The sequence below is a fragment of the Maribacter sp. UH1 genome (assembly GCF_056839145.1).
Map to the genome: position 1 here is coordinate 1,261,370 of NZ_CM166387.1, position 15,143 is coordinate 1,276,512.

A 15,143-nucleotide genomic window follows, 5' to 3' on the forward strand; every position below is an offset into this window, starting at 1 on the left:
AAATGAAAACATATAAATTATTACTGTTATTGATAGGTTTATCAATAATGGGTTGTTCAGATCTAGAAGAAGAACCTGTAGGTATATTGTCAGCAGAAGGTTTCTTTGAAACTACTGCAAATATCCAAACAGCAGTAGATGGGGCACTAACACATGCCATCAATGAGAAAATATGGGGTAGAAAGCTTTCTATTGCATTAATGCTGCGTTCAGATATGGTAAGTCTTGCATCTAATGAAACAAGAAGAGTTGAGATGAATGAATTTACTACACTTGCCAGTAATGGTATGATAAGTGAATTCTGGCCACGTACATACCAAGGAATTGCTGCTGCAAATAATGCAATAGCAGGTGCCGAAAACGTAGATGTTGCCGATGAAATTAAAAATCCAATTACGGCACAAGCTTATTTTGCCAGAGCATTTTATTACTTTCATTTAGTTAGATTATTTGGAGATGTACCTTACATTGAAGAACCTATTGTAGATATTGATGCTTCTGCAGCAATCACAAGAACTCCTACTGCTGAGGTTTATGCAAACATAATTTCAGATTTAGAGTATGCTAAAACTTGGTTGCCAAATACAGTTGCCTCTAGAGCAATACCTTCTAAAGCTGCAGCTAGTTCTTACCTTTCTTTAGTTTATTTAACAATGGGTGAGTATCAAAATGCATTTACTGAAGCTCAAGAAGTTATCGATAACGCTGGTACGTATAACTTAGCTTTAGAATCAAACTTCCAAAATTTATTTAATGCAAACGAAATTGATGCATCTTTAGAACCAATATTCGCTTTAGATTATAACAATTTTGAAGCTGATGACAACGCTTATGATCAAACTGCCCCAATGACAGGTATTAGAGGTGATGACAGAAACTTAGGTGGTGGCTGGTCTGTAGCTGTACCAACGTTAGAAGTCTATACTACTTGGGATGCCGATGATTATAGAAGAGCTGTAAGTATGGATGACGAAGTATCTATTGGAGGAACAGTTGTTGATTACACGCAATTTGACATTAGTGGTCATGAATTTGCTAAAAACAATCCTTACGTTGCAAAATACACACGTTTTCCTGGACCATTTGCTCGTGCAAACGCAAGAGCAACTAGCCATAACTATTCTATGATACGTTATGCTGAAGTATTATTGATTGCTGCTGAAGCTGCTGTAGAATTAGGAGATAATGGAACTGCATTAAACTATGTCAACCAAGTTAGAGCAAGAGCTAGAATGGGTGGTGAAACTCAAACTGGTGCAGGTGTTCCAGTAACAGTTGAGCCAAGTGCAGTACCTGCAGATTTATCAGGAACTATTACAGTAGATGATATTTTAGAAGAAAGAAGACTAGAATTCGCGTTCGAAGGAATAAGATGGTATGACATTGCTAGAAGAAAAATTGGAAACGAAGTATTTGGAGCCTCTGGATTAGAAGGTGAAAAACCATTTTTCTCTGAAGATGATTATTTACTACCATTACCTGAAGATGAATTAGAAAGAAACCCTAACCTAACACAAAACCCAGGGTATTAAAAATATATAAAGAAAGTTGTTTGAGTTAGTTTTTTAAGATGGCTGGCTTTTTTGAGAGAGCCAGCCCATCTTTCTTTATAATTTGAACGAAGTTTTTGACATTAATCTCATGAAAAATTTGATAACACATTTATTTTCATAAATTTGATAAACCAATCTGGTTAACCAATTTTTTCTATAACAATGAAATGTGATATATGAAGCTAGAGATTTTAACTAAAAACGACCACCAGCAACTTCACAATGATATCATTGCTAAAATAAGAGATTTAATAAATAATAAAAATCTTGAACCTGGTGATAAATTACCTTCAGAACGTATGTTGTCTGAACGTTTTGAAGTAAGTAGAGGAAATGTTCGAGAAACAATTCAGAAACTTGAATTTTACGGCATATTAAAATCAAAACCACAAAGTGGAACTTTTGTAGCAGATATTGGTTTAGTAGCTATGAATGGTATGATTGATGACATTCTTGCTTTAGAAGACCCAGATTTTAAATCATTGGTTGAAACAAGAATTCTACTAGAGCTTAAAACAGTAAGATTAGCCGCAAAACGTAGAACTAATGACGATTTAGAAAAAATAGAAGCGGCATTAGAATCATACAAAGTAAAAGTACTGAACAATGAAGATGCCGTTCAAGAAGACTTGCTTTTTCATTTAGCAATTGCTCAGGCGTGTAGAAATAGCACCATTAATAGAATGATGTTGATTATTACACCTGAAATAATCAACAACTTTGAAAAGTATCATGTTTGTGACAAGAATCAAGGTCCAAAAAGAATTAAAGAGCATCAAGACATATTTAATGCTATAAAGGAACAGAATACTCAAAAAGCCAAAGAAATGATGAAAGTACATTTTAATGAGCTTTATAAATATTGTTACAATATATAAGAGATACACGTATATCTCTATTAACCAACCAGTGAAAACAAAAGTTTTTAGATTATTTAAAGAATCAAAGACTCTTTTTTTCATCAACATACAAGACCAAAAAGCAAAGAATTATGAAAATTAAAGGATTAAGATGGTGGGTTATAGCTTTAATCGCAATAGCAACAATTATCAATTACATCGATCGTCAGTCCATTGGAGTTCTTTGGCCAGATATTGCAGAAGATTTATTTCCAGAAAGTACTAATGATGAACGTAAAGAAATATTTGCCACTATATCTGTAGTTTTCATGTTTGCCTACGCATTCGGACAAGCTATTTTCGGTAAAATTCTAGACTGGGTCGGCACACGAATTGGTTTTGCCATTTCAATTGGTGTATGGTCTATTGCCACCGCACTTCATGCATTAGCTCAAGGTGTTTTAAGCTTTGGCTTCTTTAGAACAATTTTAGGAATTGCAGAAGCTGGCAACTGGCCAGGAGCTGCAAAAGCAAACGCAGAATGGTTTCCAACAGAAGAACGCGCATTTGCACAGGGTTTATTTAATTCTGGTGCTGCCATAGGTGGTATTATTGCAATACCTGCTATCGCATTCATGACCGTTTATTTTAGTTGGCAAATGATATTCATTATAGTTGGTGCCTTAGGATTATTATGGTTGATACCTTGGTTAATATTAGTAAAAGCACCACCGAAAAAACATCCATGGATTTCAGATGAAGAACGAAACTATATCTTAACAGGTCAACAAAATCAAGATATCGATAACGACGGTACTCCAGATGATGGATATAACCCAGACACTGGTAAACTATTAAAGCATAAACAAAGTTGGGGAGTAATCATTGCCTCAGCAGCTATTGACCCTATCTGGTGGTTATTTGTAGTATGGATTCCAATTTACCTAAACGAAGTTTATGGAATGGACGTAAAAACTATTGGTATTTATGGTTGGGTCCCCTACGTAGGTGCAATGCTAGGTGCTTGGTTTGGTGGGTTATTTGCTCAAAATCGTTTAAAAGCGGGATGGACGGTTGATAAAACTAGAAAAATAATAATTACTATAGGTTGTCTGATTATGTTGCCAAGTTTGTTAGCAATGGCCAACCCTGGTGGACCAACCGGAGCCGTACTAATTATGGCACTAATACTATTTGGTTTTCAAACCGCAATTGGTAATGTTCAAACGTTACCTAGTGATTTCTTTGGAGGAAAAACAATTGGGACTTTATCAGGTATAGCAGGAATGGCCGCTAAATTAACAGCTGCTGCATTAATATATTTAGTGCCCTGGTTAACTTCTGGTGGTAATTATACACCTGCATTTGTAATAGGTGCAACAATGGCAATAATTGCGCTAGCAAGTATCTGGTTATTATGCGGTAAAATTGAACCGTTAAATGGAAATAAATAAACTGAATTAAGAATAGATTAAATAAATTATAACATGAGTACAGAAGGAAAAGTAGCAGTAATTACAGGAGCAACTGGAGGAATCGGATTTGCAGTTGCTAAAAGATTAGGACAAGATGGTTACACCGTTATCTTAAATGGTATTGATGACGCAGCTGGTGCCGAAAGAATTAAAGAACTTACTGCAGAAGGCATTACTGCTGAGTACTTAGGATTTGATGTTACCAATGAAGAAGCAGTGGCTAAAAACATTAAAGCTATTGGTGAGAAATATGGTAAAATAGATACACTTATAAATAATGCAGGTGGTCTAGGTGGTAGAGCTCGTTTCGAAGAAATGACTACTGAATTCTACAGAGGTGTAATGGCTTTGAACTTAGATTCAGCTTTCTTTGCTTCAAGAGCTGCAATACCTTACCTTAAAAAAGGTGATCACCCTTCTATAATTAACTATACATCTAACGCAGGATGGACAGCTGGTGGACCAGGTGCTGGTATCTACGGTACTTCTAAAGCGGGAGTTCATGCGTTAACTAGAGCATTAGCAAAAGATTTAGCTGAATATGGTATTAGAGCAAATGCAGTATCTCCAGGTACTATTGATACTCCTTTCCATGCTCAAATTAAAGCTACAAAACCAGAAGTTTTCGCTTCTTGGGCCAATAACATAATGTTAGGTAGATTAGGTCAGCCAGAAGATGTTGCTGGTGTTGTTTCTTTCTTAGCTAGCAAAGATGCTGCTTTCATTACTGCCGAAACTGTACAAATTGGTGGTGGTCAAGCTTTAGGTATCTAATAATAGTCCATACTTTATAAAAAAGCGTTATTGTGAATTCACAATAACGCTTTTTCTATTTAGAGGAATCTCGTACAATTAATTCCGAATCTAGAATTATCTTATTCAAAGATTGCCGTATCACCTCATTATCAACATAACCCAAAAAAGTTTCTGCGGCCAATTTTCCTATTTGCTTACTGTGCTGACTAATACTTGTAATTGAAGGTGTAACCAAAGAAGTAAAGGGTTCATTACCAAAACCTACTAGTTTAATTTCCTCCGGCACTTTAATATTTCTCTCTTTTAAGACCTGCAATGCTCCCAATGCAGCATAATCACTTGCTACATAAACTGCATCGGGTCTATTTTTTAACGCCAATAATTTTTCTATTTGATGTCGCCCATCTTCTAATGTCAGACTACTTTCAATAAGTAATTCATCATCATGTGGTAGGTTGTGCTTTTTAATTGCATCTATATAACCTCGTATTCTGTTATTAAATATTCGTGTTCTCCGGTAACCGCCTATATGGGCTATTCGTTTACAACCTTGCGCTATCAAATGCTCTATAATCATATGACTACTATCATAATCATTAATCCCAATATAATCAACATTTAAATCGTTCTCCCCCCTATCAAAAAGAACTAAAGGAATTCCGTTAGACTTTATTTTCTCATAGAAAGATAAATCAACCGTTTCATTTGCCATGGATGCGATAATACCATCAACCTGTAAATACAATAGCGTATCTATATTATCACATTCCTTTTCAAAAGACTCGTTAGACTGGGTTATTATAATATTGTATCCGGCTTTATTAAGAACCTCTTCCATGTTCTCTACAACAGAAGAAAAGAAATTACTATTAGTTCTAGGCACAATTAAACCTACTAACTTACTTTTCCCTTTCCTTAAGGCACTTGCCAAATGATTAGGTTGATAATTTAATTCTTTTGCTACCTGTTTCACGGCTTTCTTAGTTTTTACACTTATACGCGCATCATCATTTAAAGCTTTTGAAACAGCCGCAGTCGAAATACTCAAAACATTTGCAATGTCTTTTAAAGTTGTTCTTTTTTTATTCAATTAGTTTGTATATATTTGTTTAATCGATTAACCAAAAGTAAGACTTTAATTAGCTTTAACAAAAAATGTCTGTTTTGGTTATTTTTTACCTAAAGTGGTTAATCGATTAAACAAATTTTAAATCAGTACTTATTAAACTTATAAAACAACATGAAAAAAGTAGTAACATTCGGTGAAATCATGCTTCGTTTAGCACCACAAGGATTTTTAAGATTTTCTCAAGCTAACAATTTCGATGTAGTTTACGGAGGTGGAGAATCTAACGTAGCTGTATCTTTAGCTAACTATGGTGTTCCTGTAGATTTCGTAACACGTTTACCAAAAAATGATATTGGAGAATGTGCAATGATGGAAATGCGTAAAAGAGGCGTTGGCGTAGATAAAATTGTTTACGGTGGTGATCGTTTAGGAATCTATTTCTTAGAAACCGGAGCGGTATCTAGAGGTAGTAAAGTAGTTTACGATAGAGCTCATTCAGCTATTTCAGAAATAGAATCTGGAATGATTGATTGGGATGCTGTTTTTGAAGATGTTGAATGGTTTCACTGGACAGGTATTACACCAGCTATTTCTCAAGGAGCTGCAGATGTTTGTTTAGAAGCTGTTAAAGCTGCTAGTGCAAAAGGAATTACAATCTCTACAGATTTAAACTATAGAGCTAAACTTTGGACATACTGTGACGATGCTCACAGAGAAAAAGTAATGGCAGGATTAACTGAATATTGTGACATCATTTTAGGGAACGAAGAAGATGCTGAAAAGCATTTTGGAATTCACCCAGAAGGACTTGATGTTCATAAAGATGGTGCCGATGTTAAAGCGGAAGCTTTCTTATCTGTTTGTAAGCAGATGATGAAGAAATTCCCTAAAGCTAAAAAGGTAATTACAACATTAAGAGGTTCTATTTCTGCATCGCACAACACATGGGCAGGTGTATTATGGGACGGTACTAAAATGTACGAAACTCGTCAATACCAAATTACCGATATCGTTGACCGTGTTGGTGGTGGTGATTCTTTTATGGGTGGTTTGATCTACGGATTATTGAAATACCCAGAAGATGATCAGAATGCTCTTGACTTTGCAGTTGCTGCATCTTGTTTAAAGCATACTATTAAAGGTGATGCCAACCTTGTAACGGTTTCTGAAGTTGAGAAACTAATGGGTGGTGATGCTTCTGGTAGAGTTGCTAGATAATTAGAAAACCACTTTAGACCTTCTAAAAACAAAAAAATGTCGAAAAAATCTGTTTTAATTCTTTGCGGTGGCGGACCTGCACCTGGTATAAATACCGTAATCAGTACCGTGGCAAAGGCTTTCTTAAAAGATAATTATCGCGTTTTAGGTTTACATGAAGGTTTTAAAGGAATTTTCGATGAAAATCCGCAGATCAAGGAATTTGATTTCTTCCATGCTGACCGGATTTTTAGTAGGGGTGGCTCAACATTGATAATGAGCCGTTTTAAACCTAAAAAAGAAAAACTAAACACTAGCCTTTTTATTGATAATAATGTAAAACTGTTGGTAAGTATAGGTGGTGACGACACTGCTTCTACTGCCAACAGAATTACGGGTTTCTTAAAGAAAGAGGGTATCTCCATTTCTAATATCCACGTACCTAAAACTATTGATAACGATTTACCGTTACCGGATAGGAACCCAACTTTTGGTTTTCATTCTGCAAAGGATGAAGGTGTACGTATTGGTAATACCACATATGAAGATGCACGTACTAGCCAAAACTGGTTTGTAATGTCTACCATGGGTAGATCTGCAGGTCATTTAGCATTTGGTATTGCGGCAAGCTGCCACTACCCTATGATGATCATTCCAGAAATGTTTGATCGTACCTCTATCACTTTTGATAAAGTGGTTCGTATGGTCATTTCTTCAATGATCAAACGTAAGATTGAAGATATTCATTACGGTGTAGCTCTAATTAGCGAAGGTGTTTTTCATAATATGCCAGAGTCTGAGCTAGACAAATGTGAAATTAAATTCACTTATGACGATCATGGACACCCAGAGTTAGGGAATGTTAGTAAAGCGCATATTTTTAATATGCTCGTTCAAAAGAAATTAAAGGAGCTAGGTATAGATATTAAAAGTAGACCGGTAGAATTGGGCTACGAATTACGCTGCTGTAGACCAATAGGATTTGACCTTACTTTATGTACGGTTCTAGGTCTTGGCGTAAAAAAATTATTTGATGAAGGCAAGAGTGGCTGTATGGTCACCGCAAATTCTAGAGGTGAAATTACTCCGTTGTTCTTATCGGAAATTCAAGATGAGAACGGTAAAATTACTCCTCGCTTGGTCAATATCAATTCAGAATTGGCAGAATTATGTTTTCAAAATTTATTCTATGTAGGTGAAGATGATTATGAGGATGCAATAAAATATGTGGACAATCCTTCAGACTACGATTTCAACAAAATTTTAACTGAGAAATAAAAAATTCAAATGGCACAATATTCAAGAATAGAAGTAGCGAATGTAATGAAGGAATCTGGTATGGTACCTTTATTCTATCACCCAGACATTGAGCTAGGTAAAAAGATTTTACAGGCTTGTTATGATGGTGGTGCGCGTTTAATGGAATTTACAGCTCGTGGCGATTTCGCTTTCGAAGTATTTTCTGAATTGAACAAATACGCAATAAAAAACCTACCTGGTATGATTATGGGCGTAGGATCAATTACTGATGCCGGTGCCGCTTCTTACTACATGTCTCTTGGTGCAAATTTCATTGTAACTCCTTCTTTAAGAGAAGATATTGCAATTGTTTGTAACCGTAGAAAAGTATTATGGTCTCCTGGATGTGGTTCATTGACCGAAATCAACAAAGCCGAAGAAATGGGCTGTGAGATTGTAAAATTATTCCCTGGTTCTCTTTACGGACCTGGATTTGTAAAAGGAATAAAAGGACCTCAACCATGGACTAGCATTATGCCAACAGGTGGTGTTAGTACAGATGAAGACAACCTTAAAGGTTGGTTTGATGCCGGAGTTACTTGTGTTGGTATGGGATCAAAATTGATCAGTAAAGATATTTTAGCAAATAAAGATTATGCAGGTTTAGAAGCTTTGGTTAAAGATACACTAGCCAAAATTAAAAAACTGAGAGCATAGAAGATATAAAGTGTCACTAGTTAAGGACTTACTCTAACTATTGATAACTTTTAAAAGTGCATATTTAAGTTGTTAGTTGGAAAAGGGCATTTAAACTTTAGCATTACGCTGAGGTTTGGTGCTCTTTTTGTTTTAATGCTGTTTTCTTAATTTACTATTTCTTTAGTCTACTTACATTACCAAATCAAAATGAACTAAACAATTAATTTTAAGGTACATACCTATATATCTTAAAACACATGTATCCATTTTCTTTTAGTGGACACTGAAATCAAAAAATTAAATACATAAAATGTTTATACATTAGAGTAATGAAATACCACAAATTTTCAGTTTTTCTACATCTATTCACCTGTGCTATATTTATCTTTTGTTCGTCATCAAAATTAAATGCACAAATATCTTCTGATAGTTCCCTTATTTACAGAAAGGCTATACTACAACCTACCAATCCGCAAGATTTACCTTCAGGTATACATTACTACACTAAAAAGAAAGCCTTAGACCTAGAGTTAAACGATACTCTAAATGCCATTTACGATTTAAGGCTGTTATCTATTGCAGAATTTAAAATAGGAAATAACTTTAGTAGTGAAAACCATGTGGTAGAAGCTTTAAACTTAATTGAATCTATGTCTGCGAAAGACACCTTAATCAATTCTAGAGTTGGGTTATACAATCAGTTAGGGCGAATTTACAGAACCTCTAACAACCCTACCGAAGCCATAAAAACGTTTGACAAGGCCTTAGAAATAGCAAATAAGTTAAAAGACAGTGTTGTCATTCTTAATAACAAAGCCAATATTTATAAAGACCAATTAGATTATAAAAAAGCTCTTGACATCTATACTCTATTACAAAAAAAGCAAACCCAATTTAATACTTACGAACATAGTTTAGTAACAGACAACTTGGGGTATGTACAATCTAAATTAAATTTACCCGAAGGTTTACAAAATTTAAAAAAAGCATTAGAGCTACGTAAACAAAATAATGATTTTATTGGGCAACATTCAAGCAATACCCATTTAGCTGAATTTTATTTGGATAGAAAAGATACCACTATAGCAGTTGCTTATGCTCAGGATGCTCTAACATTATCAGATAAAATTAATAGCAGTTCTTTTAAGCTTGAAGCTATTTCAACGCTCATGAATATGGATAGAAATCCTTTAGTTCATGAATACAAAAAACTGACCGATAGTATTACCTATGCCAAACAAATAGCGGAAAACAAAAATGCATTTCTAAAATACAATGTTGCCGAAGAACAAAAGAAAACCCAGGCCAGTATTCTTCTACAAGAGATAGAATCTCGTAAACGACTGGCTTACCAAGCTCTGGCATTCATCATTTTTCTAATCTTAGTTGGTTCTTACTTTATCTATCGCAACAGATACCGTAAAGCCAAAATTGAAGAAATCTATAAAACAGAAACTAGAATTGCTAAAAAAGTACATGATGAAGTAGCGAATGATATGTATAAAGTGATGACTTCTCTTGAGAATAATTTAGGCGTTGACGATACTATTTTGGACGAAATGGAAAAAATTTATACTAAAACACGAGATATTTCTAGAGAAAATAGCGCAATTGACCTTAGCGAAGATTTTGGATTACAATTAAATGATTTACTCTTAGGATATAAGAACGATAAGGTAAAAGTAATCACCAGAAACCTTTCCAAAATGCCTTGGGATACCGTTCCCGAACTTAAAAAGACTACTATTTACAGGGTATTACAAGAACTCATGACCAACATGAGAAAACATAGTCAAGCAACATTCGTGACTTTAATATTTGAAAAAGAAGGTTCTAAAATGCGCATTAATTATAAGGATAATGGCGTTGGATGTGATCTTTTTAAAAAAAATGGGCTACAACATACGGAATCCCGTATCGCTTCTATAAATGGAACTATTAATTTTGAATCTAAGCAAGGTGATGGCTTTAAGGCATCAATAATAATTTAAGGCATGTTCAAAAAAGTTTTAATCGCGGAGGATATGGAAGACATCAACAAAGGTGTGTTTTCTTTACTGACCGAATTGGGAGTTACACAAATAGATCAAGTGCAGTATTGTGATGATGCGTACTTAAAAATTAAAAGAGCCGATCTTGATAATGTACCATTTGACTTGGTCATATCTGATCTTTCGTTTAAAGTAGACCACAGATCACAAACCTACCCATCTGGACATTCATTGGTTGAAAAACTAAAATCTGAATTCCCTAATTTAAAGGTAATTGTCTACTCGGTCGAAGATCGACTACAGGCGGTACGTACACTCTTTAATCAACACGATATAGATGCATATGTCTGTAAGAGTAGAAACGGTCTTAAAAACCTTACTCAGGCAATTAGTGAGGTAGCTAAAGATGAAAAATTCTTATCGCCAGAAGTTTCTAATGCATTTAGTAGTGAAAATGAACTTGAAATAGACGATTATGACATTTCATTATTAGATAATCTTAGCAAAGGTTTATCTCAAGATGAAATAAGTGCTTTATATAGAAAAGAGAACATTTCGCCTGCAAGCCTTAGTTCTATTGAAAAGCGTTTAAACAAATTACGTGTTCAATTTAATGCCAACAACGCCATACACCTTGTGGCCATTGTAAAAGATTTAGGACTTATTTAAAGATAGTAGCCACCGTTACGGAAAACCGTAATCATATTCTTTAGAATGGTATTAGGTTTGCCATACTTAAAATTAAACACTATTCAATAACTATAACATTAATGCTATGGCCATCCTACTGATGAGGTATTTCGGGGGAACTAACCGATTTGGTGGGTATGGCCTATTTATAAACTAAGCCTTAAGTTCCGTTATACTACCGCAGCAATATCTACCGCTACATCTAATTTACTCTGACCACTACCATAAACAACACCTTTTAAAGGTGGTACGTCATAGTAGTCCCTACCCCAACCCACTACTATATGTTGGTCTTTTGGTATCTGATTATTTGTTGGATCAAAGTCTACCCAACCAAAACCGGGTATATAAATGGCAAACCATGCATGAGAAGCATCTGCACCCACTAATTTCTCCTTGCCTGGTGCTGGCAAGGTTTCTATGTACCCACTAATATATCTAGCAGGCAAACCAACAGAGCGTATACAAGCAATGGCAATTTGGGCAAAATCTTGACAGACACCTTTTTTCTCTTTCATTACCTCTTCTATTGGTGTTGAAATCGTTGAGAATTCTGAATCAAAATCAAAATCGGTATAAATACGTTGCATCAGTTCATAAGCCGCATCAAAAACCGATCTATTTCCTTTAAAAGATAACTCCGCGTAATCACGTATAGCCTTGTCTGTTCTCCTTATAAAAATGGATTCTAATACATATTGCTTGGCCTCCAATATTTCTGGATGCATGCCGTTCAATGCAGCAAGTGCATCGTTCATGGTAATGCTTTTACAGGCATCGCTATTGAAAGATTCATGAAATTTGGCATATTCCCTATTAATCTTACTCCTAGTAGTAACCTTCAATGTTTTATGCTCTGTCTGTATAGAAAAACGCGTTATATAATTTCCAAAGAAATCTTTGCGTTCACTTATTTCCGCGGGTTCCGGTGAAATATCAATACTATATACTATCAACTCTTGCCCTTTAGATTCCCTAGGACGAAGCGTTGCAATATTATGACAATAGCTCACTGGGGCATTGTAATCGTACTTCGTAATATGTGTAACGTTGAATATCATAATCAAATAGGAAAAGACTGTGTAAACAATTGGGTCTGTTTGTCTGTATGATTGAAATAGGTATTTGAGATCGATTGCGATGCTTTGTACAACAAATCTGAAAGTTCCTTTAGTAGCGTATCTAACTCTTCTCGTTTAAAATCTGTTTCTGAGTTGGTCTTCGCCAATTTTGTTGAATCTGCCAACCTCAACTTAGAGAATGCCTCAAAAATATTTTTTTGGTAATTATTTAATTGATGATCGTATTTAGAATGTGGTAACCGCGCTATATCTTTCTGAATACGGTTGATCATAAAAGTCAATGAACGGGCGTAATCAAGATCGAACACCACCAAATCTAACACATGTGCCAACTCTATATGAGAACGGTAACTGTACCTATATATATTTAAACTTTCATGACTGGTCAATAAATACTCAAGCAAATCGTACTCTACTTGCTCATCATACTTTATGGTCAACAAAGCCCTACATTTTGTTATATTCAAGGCACTTTGCTCTAATTGCAACCCAATAAAGTATAATAGCAAACCTTGTTGCACCATAATACTCTCTTCAATTAATCCCATAAACGCTATTAGGCGTGTAATTAATTGATTTAAAACCTTAAGTATTTTATTAATGGAATGATCTTCACCCTCTACCAGTGAATTCCATATTTTCTGAATATTTTCAAATACGCGCCACATATCTGAAGACCAAAGGTTACGTATGGAGTAGTATGAATTACTGAACATGCTTATGGTATGTGCCAAACTACCTATTCTATTTTTATCTAAAATAACGGATAACATTTCTTCATACGGATTGTCCATTGCCAACTTACCGTCCTTATCCTTGCCTATGAATCCTGGGTATGTACCTGTCAATTGCGTAACAGCCTTAAAAAGTACCGTTAACTTTTCTGAATCTGGTTTTTCCGCTCTTTTTTGATCTATGGCCATTTGGCGCATAACGGTACGTAGAAATCTTGCGTTAACTAGCGTACGACCAACATAACGACCCGCCCAATATAAATTCTCTGCCGTTAGACTAGGTAAATCGTCTAGACCAGAAATAGCAATAGATGACTTTTGTTGCCAGTTTCTATTTTTATCCTCTTTTATATCCGCATTATCTAAAATCCAAAAATCCTTACTAGTACCACCTCTTTGGTTAGACACCCTTACGGTTTCGCCATCTGGAGCTACTCTTACCAAACCACCCGGCATAACTGCATATTGTTCTTTTGAGGCAATGCAAAATGCTCTGGCAACTACATTTCTAGGTTCTAATTCTTTTTCGCTGAAATTAGGCGCGGTAGAAAAATTAATGCGTTCTTGAGCCACAAATCTATACGGGCGTTCTAGAATAACCTTAATAAGATCTGCTAGTTCTTCTTCACTCATTTGCTCGCCAAAATAGATACTCTCCCTATTGGTACGATCTATTCTTTTGATTACTAATTTTGATATATTCTCAAGTACATAATTTCTTTCTTTCTCTTGCCCACACCACCAAGATGCTATTTGCGGTAATTTCAAATCCTCATCCATGAAATACTTGGCAATTGCCGGCATAAATGGAATTAAACCAGGATTTTCTATTACACCGCTTCCTATCGGGTTAATAACGGCAACATTTTTTCTTCTTACAACATCCAATAATCCCGCTACCCCTAAATGTGAATCTTCACGAAGTTCTAAAGGATCCGTAAAAGCATCGTCTACTCTTCGTAATACAACATCTATCTGCTTTAAGCCTTGTAGTGATTTCATCCAAAGAAAGCCATCACGCACCACCAAATCATTACCCTGCACTAACGGATAACCTAAAAAAGAAGCCATATAAGCGTGTTCAAAATAGGTTTCGTTATGTGAACCGGGCGTAAGAATAACAATATTAGGGTTCTCCTTTTTACCAGGTGCTGCATCAATAAGCATTTGATTGAACTCTTGAAAAAATCCCGACAAGCGCTTCACCTTCATTTCAGCATACATATCGGGTAAAATTCTACTAGTAGTAGATCTGTTCTCCAATGCATAACCCATACCGGAAGGTGCTTCTGTACGGTCATTTACAACCCACAATCGCCCATCTGTACCACGGCAAAGATCTGCTGCATATATGGATAAGTACTTCTCTAACTGAAGCTCCATATCTGAACATTGTCTTAGAAAACCACGATGCCCATAAATGACCTCAAAAGGGACTATTCCATTTTTTATCAGTTTACGTTCCCCATAAACATCTTTTAAAACTAAATTAAGTAGTTCTGCTCTTTGCTTTAGTCCTTCTTCAACTTTTGTCCATTCATCTTGGTGCAACATAAACGGAATCACATTCAGATTCCATGGCCTATGCATTCCCTTAGGGTCATTGTACACATTATAGGTCACCCCATTTTCTGACAATAACCAGTCAATATCTTTTTGTCTAGCGGTTATTCCGGTGACTCCTAAAGAATCAAAACCGTTTAATAATTTCGTCCAATAAGGTTTCATACCATTGTTCAGCGCATACATTTCATCATTGCCGCGTTGGGTACTATAATTATTGAACCAGTTTGTTTTTGTTGTTGGCATTACCTCTTCA

12 protein-coding genes are annotated in these 15,143 nt (G+C 35.4%); 9 read left to right on the forward strand and 3 right to left on the reverse strand.

The annotated features are described in order from the left end of the window. The first annotated feature begins 2 nt into the window (after positions 1 to 2). The 4 genes from UH1x_RS05530 (at position 3) to UH1x_RS05545 (ending at position 4,641) form a co-directional block, all read left to right on the forward strand. Positions 3 to 1,532, forward strand: a complete 1,530-nt coding sequence (locus UH1x_RS05530; protein ID WP_482625678.1) for a RagB/SusD family nutrient uptake outer membrane protein — start codon at positions 3 to 5, stop codon at positions 1,530 to 1,532. Between the two features lie 197 nt (positions 1,533 to 1,729). Beyond that, positions 1,730 to 2,431, forward strand: coding sequence for a FadR/GntR family transcriptional regulator (locus UH1x_RS05535; protein WP_036156633.1), 702 nt, complete (start codon positions 1,730 to 1,732; stop codon positions 2,429 to 2,431). Positions 2,432 to 2,544: 113 nt separating this feature from the next. Further along, a complete protein-coding gene (locus UH1x_RS05540; RefSeq protein ID WP_036156635.1) occupies positions 2,545 to 3,846 on the forward strand; it encodes an MFS transporter in 1,302 nt (433 codons plus the stop codon). Between the two features lie 33 nt (positions 3,847 to 3,879). Continuing rightward, the gene (locus UH1x_RS05545) at positions 3,880 to 4,641 is read left to right on the forward strand and encodes an SDR family NAD(P)-dependent oxidoreductase (protein WP_482625679.1); all 762 of its coding nucleotides are present in this window, start codon (positions 3,880 to 3,882) and stop codon (positions 4,639 to 4,641) included. 55 nt (positions 4,642 to 4,696) lie between these two features. Here UH1x_RS05545 and UH1x_RS05550 read toward each other — a convergent pair whose 3' ends face one another. After that, positions 4,697 to 5,713: a LacI family DNA-binding transcriptional regulator gene (locus tag UH1x_RS05550; RefSeq protein WP_482625680.1), complete on the reverse strand. Its 1,017-nt coding sequence runs from the start codon at positions 5,711 to 5,713 to the stop codon at positions 4,697 to 4,699. 150 nt (positions 5,714 to 5,863) lie between these two features. Here UH1x_RS05550 and UH1x_RS05555 point away from each other — a divergent pair, with 150 nt between their 5' ends. The 5 genes from UH1x_RS05555 (at position 5,864) to UH1x_RS05575 (ending at position 11,487) form a co-directional block, all read left to right on the forward strand. Further along, positions 5,864 to 6,910 carry a PfkB family carbohydrate kinase gene (locus UH1x_RS05555; RefSeq protein WP_405400941.1) on the forward strand — a complete coding sequence of 349 codons (1,047 nt, stop codon included), beginning with the start codon at positions 5,864 to 5,866 and terminating at the stop codon, positions 6,908 to 6,910. A gap of 36 nt (positions 6,911 to 6,946) precedes the next feature. Next, the gene (locus UH1x_RS05560; RefSeq protein WP_482625681.1) at positions 6,947 to 8,167 is read left to right on the forward strand and encodes a 6-phosphofructokinase; all 1,221 of its coding nucleotides are present in this window, start codon (positions 6,947 to 6,949) and stop codon (positions 8,165 to 8,167) included. Between the two features lie 9 nt (positions 8,168 to 8,176). Continuing rightward, the gene (locus tag UH1x_RS05565; RefSeq protein ID WP_036156644.1) at positions 8,177 to 8,845 is read left to right on the forward strand and encodes a bifunctional 4-hydroxy-2-oxoglutarate aldolase/2-dehydro-3-deoxy-phosphogluconate aldolase; all 669 of its coding nucleotides are present in this window, start codon (positions 8,177 to 8,179) and stop codon (positions 8,843 to 8,845) included. A gap of 311 nt (positions 8,846 to 9,156) precedes the next feature. Next, positions 9,157 to 10,818 carry a tetratricopeptide repeat-containing sensor histidine kinase gene (locus UH1x_RS05570; protein WP_482625682.1) on the forward strand — a complete coding sequence of 554 codons (1,662 nt, stop codon included), beginning with the start codon at positions 9,157 to 9,159 and terminating at the stop codon, positions 10,816 to 10,818. A gap of 3 nt (positions 10,819 to 10,821) precedes the next feature. Further along, the gene (locus UH1x_RS05575; RefSeq protein ID WP_482625683.1) at positions 10,822 to 11,487 is read left to right on the forward strand and encodes a helix-turn-helix transcriptional regulator; all 666 of its coding nucleotides are present in this window, start codon (positions 10,822 to 10,824) and stop codon (positions 11,485 to 11,487) included. A gap of 191 nt (positions 11,488 to 11,678) precedes the next feature. Here the strand turns inward: UH1x_RS05575 and UH1x_RS05580 are convergent, their stop codons facing one another. Further along, a complete protein-coding gene (locus tag UH1x_RS05580) occupies positions 11,679 to 12,569 on the reverse strand; it encodes a transglutaminase family protein (RefSeq protein WP_482625684.1) in 891 nt (296 codons plus the stop codon). Between the two features lie 2 nt (positions 12,570 to 12,571). Then, positions 12,572 to 15,133: a circularly permuted type 2 ATP-grasp protein gene (locus UH1x_RS05585; RefSeq protein ID WP_482625685.1), complete on the reverse strand. Its 2,562-nt coding sequence runs from the start codon at positions 15,131 to 15,133 to the stop codon at positions 12,572 to 12,574. Positions 15,134 to 15,143 lie beyond the last annotated feature (10 nt).